This window comes from Streptomyces sp. cg40 (assembly GCF_050320165.1).
Taxonomy (GTDB): Bacteria; Actinomycetota; Actinomycetes; order Streptomycetales; family Streptomycetaceae; genus Streptomyces; species Streptomyces hokutonensis.
Genome location: NZ_CP190128.1, coordinates 5,092,599 through 5,106,966, shown reverse-complemented (window position 1 = coordinate 5,106,966; position 14,368 = coordinate 5,092,599). Strand labels below are relative to the sequence as shown.

At 69.7% G+C, this 14,368-nt stretch carries 19 protein-coding genes; 12 read left to right on the top strand and 7 right to left on the bottom strand.

What is annotated here, in order from left to right; genetic code table 11:
- Positions 1-25: 25 nt before the first annotated feature.
- The 4 genes from ACQHII_RS22555 to ACQHII_RS22540 form a co-directional block, all read right to left on the bottom strand.
- On the bottom strand, positions 26-1,072 hold the full coding sequence (locus tag ACQHII_RS22555) for an NAD-dependent epimerase/dehydratase family protein (protein ID WP_427921011.1): 1,047 nt from the start codon (positions 1,070-1,072) through the stop codon (positions 26-28).
- A 13-nt stretch (positions 1,073-1,085) separates the two neighbouring features.
- The gene (locus ACQHII_RS22550) at positions 1,086-1,541 is read right to left on the bottom strand and encodes a MerR family transcriptional regulator (RefSeq protein WP_427921010.1); all 456 of its coding nucleotides are present in this window, start codon (positions 1,539-1,541) and stop codon (positions 1,086-1,088) included.
- 74 nt (positions 1,542-1,615) lie between these two features.
- Positions 1,616-1,861, bottom strand: a complete 246-nt coding sequence (locus tag ACQHII_RS22545) for a hypothetical protein (RefSeq protein WP_427921009.1) — start codon at positions 1,859-1,861, stop codon at positions 1,616-1,618.
- Positions 1,858-2,223 carry a hypothetical protein gene (locus ACQHII_RS22540; RefSeq protein WP_427921008.1) on the bottom strand — a complete coding sequence of 122 codons (366 nt, stop codon included), beginning with the start codon at positions 2,221-2,223 and terminating at the stop codon, positions 1,858-1,860. Before ACQHII_RS22540 ends, ACQHII_RS22545 begins: the two co-directional genes overlap by 4 nt.
- A gap of 170 nt (positions 2,224-2,393) precedes the next feature.
- On the opposite strand from ACQHII_RS22540, the gene ACQHII_RS22535 reads away from it, so the two are divergent.
- Together ACQHII_RS22535 and ACQHII_RS22530 are read left to right on the top strand one after the other, a co-directional pair.
- Positions 2,394-3,236, top strand: coding sequence for a helix-turn-helix domain-containing protein (locus ACQHII_RS22535; RefSeq protein WP_427921007.1), 843 nt, complete (start codon positions 2,394-2,396; stop codon positions 3,234-3,236).
- Positions 3,218-3,421, top strand: coding sequence for a DUF397 domain-containing protein (locus ACQHII_RS22530; protein ID WP_427921006.1), 204 nt, complete (start codon positions 3,218-3,220; stop codon positions 3,419-3,421). The genes ACQHII_RS22535 and ACQHII_RS22530 overlap by 19 nt, the downstream gene beginning before the upstream one ends.
- Here the strand turns inward: ACQHII_RS22530 and ACQHII_RS22525 are convergent.
- Positions 3,415-3,777: a DsrE family protein gene (locus tag ACQHII_RS22525; RefSeq protein WP_427921005.1), complete on the bottom strand. Its 363-nt coding sequence runs from the start codon at positions 3,775-3,777 to the stop codon at positions 3,415-3,417. The genes ACQHII_RS22530 and ACQHII_RS22525 overlap by 7 nt on opposite strands.
- 138 nt (positions 3,778-3,915) lie before the next feature.
- Between ACQHII_RS22525 and ACQHII_RS22520 the strand changes: the two genes are divergently transcribed.
- The 6 genes from ACQHII_RS22520 (at position 3,916) to ACQHII_RS22495 (ending at position 9,282) form a co-directional block, all read left to right on the top strand.
- Positions 3,916-4,638, top strand: coding sequence for a hypothetical protein (locus tag ACQHII_RS22520; RefSeq protein WP_427921004.1), 723 nt, complete (start codon positions 3,916-3,918; stop codon positions 4,636-4,638).
- Positions 4,635-5,492 carry a hypothetical protein gene (locus tag ACQHII_RS22515; RefSeq protein ID WP_427921003.1) on the top strand — a complete coding sequence of 286 codons (858 nt, stop codon included), beginning with the start codon at positions 4,635-4,637 and terminating at the stop codon, positions 5,490-5,492. The genes ACQHII_RS22520 and ACQHII_RS22515 overlap by 4 nt, the downstream gene beginning before the upstream one ends.
- 437 nt (positions 5,493-5,929) lie before the next feature.
- Positions 5,930-7,045 carry a hypothetical protein gene (locus tag ACQHII_RS22510; protein WP_427921002.1) on the top strand — a complete coding sequence of 372 codons (1,116 nt, stop codon included), beginning with the start codon at positions 5,930-5,932 and terminating at the stop codon, positions 7,043-7,045.
- Between the two features lie 217 nt (positions 7,046-7,262).
- A complete protein-coding gene (locus ACQHII_RS22505; RefSeq protein WP_427921001.1) occupies positions 7,263-7,838 on the top strand; it encodes an FABP family protein in 576 nt (191 codons plus the stop codon).
- A gap of 15 nt (positions 7,839-7,853) precedes the next feature.
- Entirely contained in the window at positions 7,854-8,306 is a 453-nt protein-coding gene (locus ACQHII_RS22500; protein WP_427921000.1) for a Fur family transcriptional regulator, read from the top strand.
- Between the two features lie 10 nt (positions 8,307-8,316).
- Positions 8,317-9,282, top strand: coding sequence for a YgfZ/GcvT domain-containing protein (locus ACQHII_RS22495; protein ID WP_427920999.1), 966 nt, complete (start codon positions 8,317-8,319; stop codon positions 9,280-9,282).
- A 21-nt stretch (positions 9,283-9,303) separates the two neighbouring features.
- Here ACQHII_RS22495 and dtd read toward each other — a convergent pair whose 3' ends face one another.
- A complete protein-coding gene (dtd, locus tag ACQHII_RS22490) occupies positions 9,304-9,729 on the bottom strand; it encodes a D-aminoacyl-tRNA deacylase (RefSeq protein ID WP_427920998.1) in 426 nt (141 codons plus the stop codon).
- A gap of 160 nt (positions 9,730-9,889) precedes the next feature.
- On the opposite strand from dtd, the gene ACQHII_RS22485 reads away from it, so the two are divergent.
- The 4 genes from ACQHII_RS22485 (at position 9,890) to ACQHII_RS22470 (ending at position 14,040) form a co-directional block, all read left to right on the top strand.
- On the top strand, positions 9,890-10,492 hold the full coding sequence (locus tag ACQHII_RS22485; protein ID WP_427920997.1) for an aerial mycelium formation protein: 603 nt from the start codon (positions 9,890-9,892) through the stop codon (positions 10,490-10,492).
- Positions 10,493-10,504: 12 nt separating this feature from the next.
- Entirely contained in the window at positions 10,505-11,464 is a 960-nt protein-coding gene (locus ACQHII_RS22480; protein WP_427920996.1) for an asparaginase, read from the top strand.
- Between the two features lie 166 nt (positions 11,465-11,630).
- Complete coding sequence (locus tag ACQHII_RS22475) at positions 11,631-12,890, top strand: GNAT family N-acetyltransferase (protein WP_427920995.1); 1,260 nt, start codon at positions 11,631-11,633, stop codon at positions 12,888-12,890.
- A 241-nt stretch (positions 12,891-13,131) separates the two neighbouring features.
- Positions 13,132-14,040 (top strand): winged helix-turn-helix domain-containing protein, encoded by a 909-nt coding sequence (locus tag ACQHII_RS22470; RefSeq protein WP_427920994.1) that lies wholly within the window; start codon positions 13,132-13,134, stop codon positions 14,038-14,040.
- Between the two features lie 40 nt (positions 14,041-14,080).
- On the opposite strand, the gene ACQHII_RS22465 is transcribed toward ACQHII_RS22470, so the two are convergent.
- A complete protein-coding gene (locus ACQHII_RS22465; RefSeq protein WP_019073759.1) occupies positions 14,081-14,269 on the bottom strand; it encodes a hypothetical protein in 189 nt (62 codons plus the stop codon).
- Between the last annotated feature and the right edge of the window lie 99 nt (positions 14,270-14,368).

Below are 14,368 nucleotides of genomic sequence, written 5' to 3'. Positions count from 1 at the left end.
GAGTTCCTCTCGTAGGTACGTGAGTTCACAGGCCCCGCCGGATCTGGCTGTCGGCGGTCGCCACGATCGTCTCGGTGACGTCCCGAGGCTCCCAGCCAAGCACCGAGCGGGCCTTCTCGCCGCTGATGACCGGGATCCGGCCCCCCAGCGCCGCCGCGTCCCGCAGGGCGGGCTGTGTCTTCGCGGCCTCGCGCACCTGCTCGACGGTCAGTTCGACGGTGGGCAGCCGGTCGGCCGCGGCGGGGAAGTGCTCGCGCAGGATCTCCGCCATGCGCAGGAAGCTGATGGCCGGTCCGCCGACGGCGATGAAGCGCTCGCCCGCCGCCTTCGGGTGCGACATGGCCAGCAGATGCAGGTCCACGACGTCGCGAACGTCGACGACGCCGAAGTACATGACCGGCACCGCGGGCATCTGCCCGGTCAGCATGGCCCTGACCAGGCCGATCGAGCCGGACGGCCGGGTGCCGAGCTGCGGGCCGAAGATGCCGGTGGGGTTGACGACGGTCAGCTCGATGTCCCCGTGGGCGTGGGCGTAGTCCCAGGCCGCACGCTCGGCGAGGACCTTCGACTTGTGGTAGGCGGGCAGGCCCTCGGTGTCCGGGTCGGTCCAGTCCGCCTCCGAGTAGTGGTTGTCGGGCTTCAGTGTGTATCCGACCGCGGCGTAGGAGGACGTCATCGCGACCCGCGCGACCCCGGCCTTCCGGGCCGCGGCGAGTATCCGGAGTGTGCCGTCACGGGCGGGGACGACGAGTTCGTCCTCGGTCGCGGGCGCGGTGGAGGGGAAGGGCGACGCGTGGTGCAGTACGTGACCGACGCCGCTCATGGCTTCCCCCCACCCGTCGTCGGCGCCGAGGTCGGCGACGGCGAACTCCAGCCGGTCCGCCGGATCCACCCCGGCCTGCCGGACGGCCGCCCGTACCTCGGCCTCCTGCCCCGGCTCCCGGACCGTCACCCGGGTTCGGTACCCCTCGCGCAGCAGCCGGGCGACCGAGTGCCCGCCGACGAGGCCGGTACCGCCGGTGACCAGGACCGGCCTGCTGCTGCCGGGGGCGGTGAGATCGTCTGTGCCCATCGGATTCAGTCCTTCAGTGGGTGAATTGTTCCAGTACGCGCAGGACCGCTTCGGTCGCGCGGTGCTCGGCGGCGGCGTCCCCGCGGACCCGGGCGTCCCACAGATCGGCCTTCCGCCGCAGATACGTCAGACGCAACTGGAGCTGCCCGATGTCGGCGGCCAGCTTCTCCGCCTGCGAGGCGAACAGATCCCGCTGCTCGGCCGCAGCCGAGTCCCCCTGGGCGAGCAGGTCCAGATAGCGGCGCATCCCGCTGACGGTGACCCCCGACGAGCGTAGGCAGGACAGCGCCTCGACGCGGGCCACGGTCGCCGGCCCGTACCGGCGATGACCACTGGACTCGTCCCGGGCGACCGCTCCCAGCAGGCCGATCTTCTCGTAGTAGCGAAGCGTGGGCTCGCTGAAACCGGACCGTCGCGCCATCTCCTGAACGGTCAGATCCGCTGTCTGCTCGCTGGTCGCTGCTGCCATGGGAGGAGCCTCCGATACCTCAAGCGCTTGAAGTCAAGCCTCCACGTATACCAAGGCCTGCCGGCGGCGGCCGGTCAGCTCGTGGCGAGGACGGCCAGCAGCAGGCCGCCGATGCACATCGCGGTGAGCGCGCCGGTCCAGAAGGCGTCGTCGCGGAGGGCGCGGGGTGCGTGGAACCGGCGGCGACGACGGAGTGCCCGCGGTGCGGGTGGGGGTGTGGCCGGTAGTGGTTCCGGCGGCCGTACGGCCGGCATGAGCGGGGGCGGGCATGCCTGGACCGGGAGTACCTGGATCAGCTGGTGGGGCAGCGGGTGGTTCATACGGGGTGGGCCTCGATCCGGTGTTTGCGGAGCAGGACGTTCGCGTCGGTCTCGGCGCTGTAGTCGTGTTCCGTACGGGCGGCGGTGCGGCGGCCGTCGAGTTCCGCGCAGGTGTCGCAGTCGGCGACGGGCCGGAGCGGGGCGGCCACCAGGAACGGGCCGTCGGTCCGCGCACGGGCGTTGGCTGCGCGGACCCCGGCGCTCAGCCGCTCCTGGTCCGTCGCCGGTCGCAGTGAGGCGGGGTCGGCCTGCCATTCACGCCCACCGCCGACGGGGCGCAGCAGGGCGTAGGGGCCCGACCTGTCCTGGTACTCGCCGACCTTGTTGGTGGCGGGGTCGTACAGCAGCGCTCCGGTTTCCATCGGCTCCTCCTCCTTTTTGTGCAACTTCCATACAGAATGCGACAGTTGAAATACTCTGTGCATTCGTGGGGTGTTACGAGGATGACCCACGGCGGAGGCGAAAACAGCGCCGACGGGCTCAACTTCAACGCCGGGCACGCCAAATTCAACAAATTCAACAGGAGCGCGGGATGCCGCAACGGCTGGTGATCACGGAGCGCAGTCACGAGCCCAGGAAGCGATTCGCCGAGGAGCTACGGCGCCTGAGGGGCGAACGCGGCCTGAGTCTGCGCGAGTTGGAGAGGGAGGTTGGGTGGGACTCCTCCTTGTTCAGCAAGATGGAGAGCGGGGGAACGCTGGGCGGGCCCGAGGTCGTACAGGCGCTGGATCAGTACTACGGGACGGCGCCGCTGCTACTCACGTTGTGGGAGTTGGCAGTTGGTGACCCGACGCAGTTCAAGGAGCAGTACCGGCGGTACATGGTGTTGGAGGCCGAGGCCCTGGGGTTGTGGCAGTACTCCGTGAGCAGGCCGCCCGGGCTGCTTCAGACGGCCGAATACGCGAGGGAAGCGCTCACGGCGGGCGGTCTCAGGGGGCACGAGCTGGACCAGCAGGTCGACGCGCGCATCGGACGGCGGCGAGTGTTGGAGGGGGATGACCCGCCCCCGTTCCGCGTGATCCTCTCGGAACTGGTACTGCGGAATTCCCTGCGCAACAGCCAGGCGTGGCGGGGGCAGTTGGAGTTCCTGCTGGAGGCGGCGGACCGGCCGAACATCACTCTTCATGTACTGCCGTTCGGCGTCGGACTGCACGGGTTGGACAGCACCGACGTGATGTTCCTGAGGCTCCTGGACGGCCGAACCGTGGCCTATACCGAGAACGACGTCAGTGGCGAACTGATCGAGGAAACAAGCAAGGTCCACCACCTTCAGCGGACATATGATGCGGTACGCGACCTGGCTTTGTCTCTGGCCGAGTCGCGATCGTTCGTCCTGCGGATGTTGGAGGAAGTGCCGTGCGAGCCATCGACCTGAGCAACGTGACGTGGCGCAAGAGCAGTTACAGCAACTCGGACGGCGGCAACTGCATCGAGATCGCCCCCAACATCCCCACCCTCGTCCCCGTCCGTGACAGTAAGAACCCCGCCCACGGCACCCTCCTCTTCGGTGTGGACGCCTGGGCGGAGTTCGTCGGCTCGGTCAAGGGGTCGGCTCAGTAGACGAGCGCCTGCGTCTCGTTGGCCATCGCCTCTTGTACGAACACCTGCGCGCCGGCGATCCGTACGCCCTCGATGACGTCCTTCTCCGTGATGTCCCGTCGGGCCGCGCACTGCGTGCACAACGTCACGCGGCCGGCGGCGAGGATCGAGTCGAGCAGGTCGGGGAGCGGTGCGGCGTGCGGGAGTTGGAACTCGGCGGCACGGCCAGGGAGGGCGAACCACGCCGACTCGCCGGTCAGCCACAGGGAGACGTCCACCCCGCTGGCAACGGCCACCGCCGCCACCGTGAACGCCTGTGAGCAGCGTTCGGGGGCGTCGGCCCCCGCGGTCACCTTGATCACGAGCTTCTTCGCCATGACCGAATCGTAATCAACTTCCTTACAACTCCTTGCAACGGCCATGAGTCTCCTGTGCGCGCATATGGAATGCGCATGCCATGTTCCGTGGGGGACGTTGTGGAAGTACCGGAAGTACCCGAAGAAACAGCCTCGGAGATGCCCGAGGGAACAACCGAAGAGGCGTCCCGGCCGCCGCGCCGCCGCGGCCGCACCGCGCTCCTGATCGCGGTCGCCGCGGTGCTCGGTGTCGTCGCCGGGACGTGCACGGGTTTCGTGGTCCAGGCGAACCGCGCACCCGACAAGCTGCCCTCGCTCTCGCAGGCGACCCTGACGCAGGCGAAGGGCCCCGCTCCGGAGCCGCTGTCCGCCGCCCAGGACCACCGGGTCAAGACGGACGGCGACCTGCGCAAGCTGCTGCTGAGGAAGCCGAGCGGGGCCACGGCGACGCTGTTCCCCATGGGCAGCGACGGCTGGCTGACCCTGGCCGACTACGCCGAGACGTATGTGGAGCCGGACGGGGCGCTGGGCTACCAGTCCCGCGAGGAGTTCCGGCGCGCGGCGGTCACCGACTGGATGGAGGGCTCGCGGGAGGTGGACATCTACCTGGTGCAGTACCGCCAGGAGGACAGCCTCGGAGCCGTCGACGCCGCGAAGGACGCCTTGTACTACGCCGATCGCGAGTCCCGCACCGACAGCTGGACCGTTCCCGGCACGGCGGACGGCAAGGCGTACGTCCACCACGCCGACGACGACGGCTACACCGCCGAGGCGCACGCCTACCGCGGCGACATCTACATGGAGATCTGGGTCTACGACTCGAAGCCGATCACCAAGGCGAAGATCATGGACCTGGCCAAGCGGCAGATGGAGCGGCTGTGACCGAGAACCAGTCCGGTGAGGTCGGACCGGTGGAGCCGGTGGAGCCGACCGCGTTCGCGTCAACTACCTTGCTGGAAGCCGGAGTTGAAACCGATGAAGCACCCGGGGCCGCACAGCGGAAGCGTGTTCGGCGGGGCCGTGTCGCCGCGGTCGTCGGCTGTGCGCTGCTCGCCGTGGCAGTGGTCGGCGGGGTCGGCTACACCGTGGTGACCGTGAACGGCGCGGACCGGGACGCGGGCGCGCCCGTATGGAAGTTCCCCGGGACCCATGCAGATTCGGAGCGGAAGGCGGCGCCGGCGAAGGGGCTGGCCGCGATGCTGCACCCGTTCGGCCAGACGTACCAACGCGGCCCCGACATCGCGGAGTTCGGCGCGGACGCCCAGCTCACCGGCCGCGAGGCCACCGCCCTGCGCAAGCAGGAGCTCAGCGGCCTGCCCCGCTCCCAACGGCTCCTGCTGGAGAAGCAGATCGACCGGGAGCAGATCAAGGGCATCGCGATGCGCAGCTACCAGTACGACGCGTCCGACGACAACAACGCCTACTCCATCGAGATCCAGCTGTCCCAGATGGACGAGAAGGCCGCGCACACCATCGCCACGTACGAGAACGAACTCCTGACCACCGCCGACGCGTTCCGCAAGGGCCCGACCGTCCCCGGGCACAAGGAAGCACGGTGCTTCGTCCCGAAGCGGTCGTCCGACGAAAAGCTCGAAGAAATGCTCTGCTTCGCCAACGTGGGCGACGTCCTCATCACCCTCGACGCCTCCGGCACCAAGTCCATGGACACGAAGGGCATCGCGACCTTCCTCCGCGAACAACTGGAACGCATCAAGACGACGGGGGAAGCGGTATGACCGACCAACAACATCCCGCGACCTCACCGGAGACCTCGGTGGACCCCACACCGGAAACACCGACCGCGCCTTCGCCGGAAACCTCGCCGAAGCCCGCAGCGGGGACACCGACCGCGCCTTCGGCGGAAACCTCGGCCGTACCTGCGGCGGAGACCTCGGCCGCGCCATTCGTGGAGGCCCCGGCGGGGACACCGGCGGAGGCTCCGACCGCGCTCCCGGCGGAGCCCCTGACCGCGCCTTCGGCCGAGTCCCTGGCTCCACTTCCGGTGGTGCCGTCGGCCGGGGCTTCGGCCTTGGCTACGACGGAGGCACTGGCTGAGGCCGGGGCTCCGCTTTCGGCTGGGCCCGCACCCGAGCCCGCAGCTGCGCCATCGGCGGAGGGCTCGACCCCACTTCCGGTCGCACCCTCAACGGTGCCTGCGGCCGGCACTTCGACCGTGCCCGTGGCGGAGGCCACGACTGCGCCTTCGGTGGAGGTTCCGGTCGAAGGTTCGGTCCCGGTTCCGCCCGCGCCCTCGGCCCTGACCACCGCCGACACCTCAGCGGCGCCCGCGGCCGACATGCTGGCCGAGGCTGTCGCCGACAGTCCGGCCGGGCTTCCGGTCGCGCCCGCGGCCGAGAGTTCTGCCGTGTCCTCGACCGGCCCCTCGGTCGCGCCCCAGCCCGCGCCCCCGTCCCCGGGCCCCACCGCACCCACCTCCCAAACCCCTCCCCTCATTCCTCCCCGGCCGGACGTGCCACCCCCGCCGGCGTTCGGCCCCCAACCGCTGTCCTCGCCCCCGCCACGCAAGGACCGTCGGGTCCTGCGTGCCGTCCTGCGCTGGACTGCAGCCGTCGTCGTGTTCGCGGTGGCCGGGGCCGGGACGGCGTACGGCGTGACGCAGATGAAGCGGTCCGACGTGCCGGGGCTCGCCACCGCCTCCGACGGGCGGTGGGACTACCCGGAGATCGTCAGGGCGCCGCTGCCCGCCGGCAGCCCGGGGCCGTTCGCCGCGGACAACAAGGCGAACGCCCATTACGCGGACCAGCGCGCGCTGCTGCTGCCGGCGCCGAAGGGCGCGAAGGCCGACGCGACGCTGCGTGGCACGGACGGGTGGCTGTCGGCGAAGAGCTTTCTCGCGCAGTACGCCGACCCGGACGACCGCAGGGAACTGGGCCAGAAGCTGACCGACGACGGCCTGCGGCACATCGCCGCGCGCGGCTGGACCACCCCGGACGGTACGCACACCCGGATCTACCTGCTCCAGTTCGACTCGGCGGCCGTCGCCGACGAACTGTTCTCGCCGGGCCTCATCTCCTACGACACCCCGGTGTACGCCCTGGCCGGCGCCCCCGAAACCAGCTACGACGACGCCGTCACCGAGCAGAACCTCGACGACAACGTCAAGGCGTCGGCGTACACCGAGGACAGACCGGCAGGCGCCGAGGATGTACGTCAGGCCTACCTCAAGGCCGGCGACACCATCGCGCTGGTCGTGCAGTCCCGCAAGGGCGCCGCGAAGAAGGTCCCGTTCCTGCAGACCGTCGCCCTGCAGAGCCAGCTGCTCGGCTGATGCCCGCCTAGCCGTACCTCGCAGAGAGCACCGGGCCCCGGCCGACTAAGCTGGGGCACGGCCCTGATTACGCGCATCGCTCAAGGAGCACCCGTGGAGATCTTCTTCGAAACCCTGCTGGTCCTGGTCTGCGTCGGCGTCCTCGCCTTCGCCGGACTGACCGTGAAGAAGCTGTACCAGGGCCAGCGCTGACCCCCACCGAGGAACTGCTGACGTCATGATCGAGATCCCGTCCGACCTCCACAAGGACCTGGTCCCCCTCGTCTTCCTGCTCGGCGAGTGGGCCGGCGCGGGTGTGCACGACTTCCCGGGCTCCGAGAAGTGCAACTTCGGCCAGGAGGTCTCCTTCACGCACGACGGCCGCGACTTCCTGGAGTACCGCTCCCACACCTGGGTCCTGGACAACGACGGCAACAAGGTCCGTCCCCTGGAGACCGAGTCCGGCTTCTGGCGCATCGACGCGGACCGCAAGGTCGAGGTCACGATGACCCGCGACGACGGCGTCGTCGAGATCTGGTACGGCGAGCTGGCGAAGCAGAAGCCCCAGATCGACCTCGTCACGGACGCCGTCGCCCGCACCGCCGCCTCCGGCCCCTACACCGGCGGCAAGCGCCTCTACGGCTACGTCAAGAGCGACCTCATGTGGGTCGGCGAGAAGCAGACCCCGGACGTCGAGCTGCGCCCCTACATGTCCGCCCACCTGAAGAAGGTCGTCACCCCGGAGGATGTCGAGAGGTGGGCGAAGGCTCTCCCGGACGACATGCCGGACGACGGAATCGCTTTCTTCAAGTAGACCTACACTTCCAGTGTGGTGAGCATCGACTGGAAGAGCGACCTCAGGCAGCGCGGCTACCGGCTGACCCCGCAGCGGCAACTCGTGCTCGAAGCCGTGGACACCCTTGAGCACGCGACCCCCGACGACATCCTCATCGAGGTGAGGAAGACCGCGTCGGGGGTCAACATCTCCACGGTGTACCGGACCCTGGAGCTCCTGGAGGAGCTGGGCCTGGTCAGCCATGCCCACCTCGGGCACGGGGCGCCGACGTACCACCTCGCCGACCGGCACCACCACATACACCTCGTCTGCCGCGACTGCACGAACGTCATCGAGGCCGATGTCGAGGTCGCCGCCGAGTTCCGGGCCAAGCTGCGCGACACCTTCGGCTTCGAGACCGACATGAAGCACTTCGCGATCTTCGGCCGGTGCAAGGACTGCACCCGCGCGGGCGTGACCGGTAAGACTTCAACTACCGAGTCGTAGGCTTACCCGTATGAAGAGCCCCCTGCTGTCCCTGCCCGGCGCCGTCTCCGCCGAAGGAGTGGACGAAGGCGTCGCCGCCCACTACGGCGACCTGTTCCGCGAGCAGCGCGCCCTCGCCGACGGCACCGGTTTCGTGGACCTCTCGCACCGCGGTGTGGTCGCCGTCACCGGCGAGGACCGGCTGAGCTGGCTGCACCTCCTGCTCACCCAGCACGTCACCGACCTCCCCGTGGGCGTCGCCACCGAGGCGCTGATCCTCTCCGCGCACGGCCACATCGAGCACGCCCTGTACCTCGTCGACGACGGCGTCACGGTCTGGATGCACACCGAACCCGACACCCAGGAGGCGCTGATCGCCTACCTGGAGTCGATGAAGTTCTTCTACCGCGTCGAAGTCGCCGACCGGACAAGCGAGTTCGCGGTCGTCCACCTCCCCGCCGGCTCCATCGCCCCGGTCCCCGTCGGCGTCGTCGTACGCGAGACGCCGTACGGCCGTGATCTCTTCCTTCCGCGCGCCGACCTGGAGTCGTACGCCGAGAAGGCGGGCCCGCCTGCCGGGCTTCTCGCCTACGAGGCGCTGCGCGTCGAACACCACCGCCCCCGCCTCGGCTTCGAGACCGACCACCGCACCATCCCGCACGAACTGGGCTGGATCGGCACGGCGGTTCACCTCCAGAAGGGCTGCTACCGGGGGCAGGAGACGGTCGCGCGGGTCCAGAACCTCGGAAAGCCGCCGCGCCGCCTCGTCTTCCTCCACCTCGACGGCAGCGAGGTCCATCTCCCGGGCCACGGCACGGAGTTGAGGCTCGCGGAGGAGGGTGCGGACGGCCGGAAGATCGGCTTCATCACGACCTCCGTACGCCACCACGAGCTGGGGCCGATCGCTCTCGCGCTGGTGAAGCGGAACGTGCCGTTGGACGCGCCCCTGCTGGCCGACTCGACGGCCGCGGCCCAGGAAGTCGTCGTAGAACCCTAGAACCCGAGAACCCGAGAACCCTCAGAGGTCCACGACCACGGTGAACGGGCCGTCGTTCGTCAGCGAGACGCGCATCTTCGCGCCGAAGCGGCCCGTCGCCACCGTGGCGCCCAGGGCGCGGAGTTGGGCGACGACCTCGTCGACGAGCGGTTCGGCCACGTCGCCGGGGGCAGCGGCGTTCCAGGTGGGGCGGCGGCCCTTGCGGGCGTCGCCGTACAGCGTGAACTGGCTGATGACGAGCAGCGGGGCGTCGATGTCGCTGCACGACTTCTCGTCGTGCAGCATGCGGATCGACCAGAGTTTGCGGGCCAGTTGGGCCGCCTTCTCCTTGGTGTCCTCGTGGGTGACGCCGACGAGGACGCACAGGCCCTCGCCGTCGATCGCCCCGACCGTCTCGCCCTCGACCACGACGCTCGCGCCGTCGACCCGTTGCACCACTGCTCGCATGGGTCCCATGATGCCGTGCGGACGAGAACGACTCCGGGCGGGCCTATTTTTGTTCCTTAACCCCCCATCTGGGGCCGTTCGGGGGCACTCGGTCACATAGCGGCCAGTTGGGGTGGCACGATGCTGTCCACACGCCGGTCGAGGGGACGGGTAGAGGCACATGAGCACACCGAGTACCGGGCGGCCCCCCGGGACTGTCTCGCTGATCCGCGCGGGAGGGACGGCCACGCGCCGCCCGCCCGCGCAGCGCGTCGACAGCCCGCTGCTGCCCGCCGAACCGGACGCACCCGACCTGCCCGCACTGCGCCTGCCGGAACTGCGCGCGCTGCGCCGCGACGCCCAGCGCGACGAGGCCGACCTGAGCTACGTACGACGGCTCCTCCAGGGCCGTATCGACATCCTGCGCGCCGAACTGGCCCGCCGTTCCCCGGCGGGCGCGGCCTCCGTCGTCGACCGCCTCTCGGAGATCCTCACCGACGCGCCCGCCCGCCACCGTTCCTCGGCCCGGCACGTCACGCTCGGCACCCCGCACAGCGAGGAGTACCGGCTGCTGGCCGCCGAGATGCTCGCCGAGGTCGAACTCTCGGACCTGGAGGCCCGCACCGACCTGGAGCTGACCACCGCGATGGGCCGGCTCGTCCGGTACGAACAGCAGGTGTCCCGCCGCCGTCAGGTCCTCCAACACACGGCCGACGGGTGCAGCGCGGAGATCGCCCGCAGGTACCGTGAGGGCGAGGCGCAGGTGGACGACCTGCTCGTGTGACTCGTGTGAGGGGTGCGCGTGACGGCCGAGGATTCCTTCATCGCACTTCCTGTGCTCGCCGAGGTCGTCCGCTCCGGCTTCGTCGAGAGCCGCCACCGGGGCAGCCTGGTGGTACTGGCGCAGGACGGCTCCGTGGAACTGTCCCTGGGCGACACGACCACTCCGGTCTTCCCGCGCTCGTCCAACAAGCCCATGCAGGCGGCCGGTGTCCTCCACGCGGGCCTCGCCCTCTCCGGCGAACGCCTGGCCCTGGCCGCCGCGAGCCACTCCGGCGAACTCTTCCACAGAGATCTCGTACGACAGCTTCTCTCTGAACACGGCCTGGACGCGGGCCAGTTGCAGTGCCCGCCGGACCTCCCCCTCGACCCGGTCGAGCAGGAGACGTACCTCGCCTCTGGCGCCGTACGCGACCGGATCGCCATGAACTGCTCCGGCAAACACACCGCGATGCTGGCGGCGAGCGCGCTGCGGGGCTGGCCGCTGGAGTCGTATCTCGACCCGGATCATGAGCTCCAAAAAGTTATCCACAGGGTTGTGGAAGAAGCGGCGGGGGAGCGGGTGGCCGCCGTGGGCACGGACGGCTGCGGCGCCCCGCTGATGGCGATCACCCTGACCGGCCTCGCCCGCGCCTACCGCTCCTTCGTCCTGGCCGACCCCGACACCCCGGAACGCCGAGTCGCCGACGCGATGCGCGCCCACCCCGAGTACGTCGCCGGCACGCGTCGCCCCGACACCCTCCTGATGCGCGCGGTCCCGGGCCTGCTGTCCAAGATGGGCGCCGAGGCCGTACAGGCGGTGGCCCTCCCGGACGGGCGCGCCCTGGCGTTCAAGGTCGAGGACGGCGCGGGACGGGCGCTGGGTCCTGTGCTGGGACGGGCGCTGGAGCTGATGGGGGTGCGGGTGGAGGGGTTCGGGAAGGTGGCGGTGCTGGGCGGTGGGCGTGCGGTGGGGGAGATCAGGGCCGCTTTCTAGGTGGTCCTCGGCTTTTGGTGGTTCAGCCCGTCCGGCGTTTGAGGACGAGGCCGTTCAGGCCGAAGCGGGGGTCTGGGGGCGCAGCCCCCAGGGATGGGACGGGCAGGGGCGGCGGGGGCGAAAAAATCCCCGCCGCACCACCCCCCACCCGCCCTACCGTGACCCCATGACCAGCCCCGCACACGACCTCCCCGTCCGCCCCGTCACCGAGCCCGAGATCCCCGACTGGATCCGCGCCCTGAACACCGGCTTCCTCCGCACCCCCACCGTCGACGAGGCGGAACTCGCCGACCGCAGCGGCTACTTGGACCCGCCCCGCACCCTCGCCGCCTTCGACAACGGCCGCTGCGTGGCGACCTTCCGCTCCTTCCCTCAGGAGGTCACGGCCGTCGGCGGCACCCCCGTCCCCGCCGACGCCATCACGAGTGTCACCGTCACGGCCACCCACCGCCGCCGCGGCCTGCTGAGCCGCATGATGACCCAGGACCTCGTCGCCGCGAAGGAACGCGGCGACGTCGTCGCCACCCTCATCGCCGCCGAGTACCGCATCTACGGCCGCTACGGCTTCGGCCCCGCCACCACCGCGACCCAGTGGGAGATCGACGTCCAGCGCGCCGGCCTGGACCCCCGCTGGTCGGCCCCGGAGAACGGCGGCCGTATCGACCTGGTGGACGGCGAGGACGTACGCAAGCTGGGCCCCGAACTGCACGAGCGGCTGCGCCGCAGCCAGCCCGGCGCGATCACCCGCGACGACCGCTGGTGGCAGGTCCACACGGGTGTCCTCAGCCTGACGCGCGCGCCCTGGACCGAGCCCTTCTACGCCGTCTACCGCGCGCCCGACGGTGAGGTGGAGGGACTGGCCGCGTACGTCTGCGACGACACCTGGACCGACGCCAAGCAGCCGTTGGACACGGCCACCGTGAAGGGGCTCATCGCCACGACCCCGGCCGCCGAACGCGCCCTCTGGCACTACCTCTGCTCGATCGACTGGGTGACGAAGGTGAAGTCGGGCTGGCGTTCCCCCGACGACCTGCTGCCCCACTTCCTGCCGGACCCGCGCGCGGCCACGATCACCACGCAGGCGGACTGGCTGTGGGTGCGGATCCTGGATGTCGTACGGGCCATGGAGGCACGGTCGTACGAGGGGGAGGGGGCGTTGGTCCTCGAGGTGACCGACGGGGCCGGACTGGCGGGCGGGCGCTACCGGTTGACGGCCTCGGCGCAGGGGGCGTCCTGTGTGCCGACCACGGAGAGCGCGGAACTCACGCTGGATGTGCGGGAGTTGGGGTCGCTGTGGCTCGGTGACGTGTCCGTGCCGCGACTCGTGGCGCTGGGACAGGTGCGGGAAGAACGAGCGGGCGCCGCCCGAGTGGCCGACGCCCTGCTGCGTACGTCCAGGCGGCCTTGGTGCCCGGACATCTTCTGAACGCTCCTTGCTGTGCGGCCGGTTGGCGGCGGGTGGGTGGACTCATCCGTAGCTGTTCAGTTGTGGTTGTCGTCGTGCGGTGGAGCCGGCCGACCGGGCTCTCGGCTCCCCTCCAGGAGAGAGGTCCGGTCGGCCAAGTTACCTAAGTTGGTAACCAACTCTCCTCTAGTTATCTCCTCTTGGATGCGTCTCATAACCACCTTTCCATGAACTGCCCAAAGATGGCGAGAAGTTGTAGGGTTTGGTCGTGGAGCCCGAACACGCCACCGTCAATGGACGGTCGAGGTCACCACGGCCACAGCGGTCACACCGCGAACTGGCCGACGAGCTGCGCACCAGGATCAAGTCCGGTGTCCTGCGGCCCGGCCAGCGCATGCCCACCCAGGCCAAGCTGGCGGACGAGTTCGGCGTCGAGCGCGGGGCCGTACGGCAGGCGCTGCGCATCCTTCAGTCCGAGCGACTGCTCACCAATGTGTCCAAGGGGAGCCCGGCGACTGTGGCCCCCGACCTCGGACTGGCCCTGACCGGCCCCGGAGCCCCGCCGCAGCCCACGATGGTGGGCCTGGCACCGCGCATCAAGGACGCCTTCGCGCAGCCGCACGTGGAGATCGAGGCGCTGTGTCTGACGGCGGTCTCGCTCACGCTGGCCATCGGTGAGCCGCTGCGCCAGATCCACACCGGAGAGCTGAATCCGGCCAAGATCGATGTGCGGGTGCTGCTGCCGAGCAGTGACATCGAACTCGCGTTCCCGTCCCTGGTGGACGCCCCGGAGGACGGCCGGCCGCAGCGGCGCTGGCTGGCCCAACGCAACGCGCAGGGCCAGGTGTTGAGTCACAACCTGCTGGCCCTGCGCGCGACGCACGACATAGACGTGCACATCACGTTCCGCGCCCTCCCCTTCACTCCGCCCGTGAAGCTGTATCTGCTCAACGGCTCGGAGGCGCTCTTCGCGTACTACACGCTGAGCCAGCGCGAGGAGGAGCTCGGTCAGGAGCAGGTGGAGATGTACGACGCGGAGGGCACCCAGTCGATGCTGTTCGCGTTCGAGCAGGGTGCGGGGCTGCGGGACACGACGTTCGTGGAACAGTCCCAGCTGTGGTTCAACGCACTGTGGGAGACGATCAGTTCGGAGCTGAGGCTGACGAGCTGATCGCCTCCCGCGGTGGCTGATCCGGAGGGCGGTTTTCGGATCACAGAGCGGGTCCGGTGAACAGCAGGGCCAGGACGACGGCCCCGATGGAGCTGATGGCCGGGCTCTTGGCCTTGATGCCGATGGAGAGCAGGAGCAGGCCGATGATGCCGGTGGCGCCGAACTTCCACTGGACGATCTGTTCGAAGCCGACGACGAAGACGGCGGACAGGAGGGCGATGGCGGGCACGGTGGTTCCCCCTTCGGGCTGCGGAAGCAAAACTTCCACCAACTTGGATAAGTTGGCAGCCAACTCTGCTTAAGTTGTTCCCATTTGGTACCTACTCAC

Bases quoted from the DNA above. Each gene is read 5' to 3' on its own strand.
- ACQHII_RS22555 (WP_427921011.1), bottom strand. From the start codon at position 1,072: ATGGGCACAGACGATCTCACCGCCCCCGGCAGCAGCAGGCCGGTCCTG.
- ACQHII_RS22525 (WP_427921005.1), bottom strand. From the start codon at position 3,777: ATGGCGAAGAAGCTCGTGATCAAGGTGACCGCGGGGGCCGACGCCCCC.
- ACQHII_RS22550 (WP_427921010.1), bottom strand. From the start codon at position 1,541: ATGGCAGCAGCGACCAGCGAGCAGACAGCGGATCTGACCGTTCAGGAG.
- ACQHII_RS22540 (WP_427921008.1), bottom strand. From the start codon at position 2,223: ATGGAAACCGGAGCGCTGCTGTACGACCCCGCCACCAACAAGGTCGGC.
- ACQHII_RS22495 (WP_427920999.1), top strand. From the start codon at position 8,317: ATGAAGAGCCCCCTGCTGTCCCTGCCCGGCGCCGTCTCCGCCGAAGGA.
- ACQHII_RS22535 (WP_427921007.1), top strand. From the start codon at position 2,394: ATGCCGCAACGGCTGGTGATCACGGAGCGCAGTCACGAGCCCAGGAAG.
- ACQHII_RS22485 (WP_427920997.1), top strand. From the start codon at position 9,890: ATGAGCACACCGAGTACCGGGCGGCCCCCCGGGACTGTCTCGCTGATC.
- ACQHII_RS22505 (WP_427921001.1), top strand. From the start codon at position 7,263: ATGATCGAGATCCCGTCCGACCTCCACAAGGACCTGGTCCCCCTCGTC.
- ACQHII_RS22545 (WP_427921009.1), bottom strand. From the start codon at position 1,861: ATGAACCACCCGCTGCCCCACCAGCTGATCCAGGTACTCCCGGTCCAG.
- ACQHII_RS22520 (WP_427921004.1), top strand. From the start codon at position 3,916: ATGCCCGAGGGAACAACCGAAGAGGCGTCCCGGCCGCCGCGCCGCCGC.
- ACQHII_RS22475 (WP_427920995.1), top strand. From the start codon at position 11,631: ATGACCAGCCCCGCACACGACCTCCCCGTCCGCCCCGTCACCGAGCCC.
- dtd (WP_427920998.1), bottom strand. From the start codon at position 9,729: ATGCGAGCAGTGGTGCAACGGGTCGACGGCGCGAGCGTCGTGGTCGAG.